The sequence below is a fragment of the Bacillus sp. SIMBA_008 genome (assembly GCF_046535495.1).
Classification (GTDB): domain Bacteria; phylum Bacillota; class Bacilli; order Bacillales; family Bacillaceae; genus Bacillus; species Bacillus subtilis.
Window position 1 is genome coordinate 1 of the sequence record NZ_JAWRWL010000938.1, and the last position, 250, is coordinate 250.

1 pseudogene is annotated in these 250 nt (G+C 42.8%); it reads right to left on the reverse strand.

Annotated elements, in window-relative coordinates:
- Nucleotides 1–250, reverse strand: a pseudogene (locus SB658_RS26130) (asparagine synthase (glutamine-hydrolyzing)); the annotation flags it as partial.

A 250-nucleotide genomic window follows, 5' to 3' on the forward strand; every position in this document is an offset into this window, starting at 1 on the left:
TGTGTAATACAGCGGTTTAATTCCGAACGGGTCTCTCGCGCCGTACATGACGCGGTCAGCTTTGTTCCAGATTAAAAACGCAAACATTCCGCGAAGCTTTGAAGCGGCTTCTTCTTTATAATGACGGTATGTCGCAAGGAGCACTTCGGTATCGGAATCTGTATTGAAAGTGTAGCCTTTCGCTTCAAGCTCTTCTCTCAATTCAATGTAGTTATAGATTTCGCCGTTAAAAATGATCCAATATTTTTCG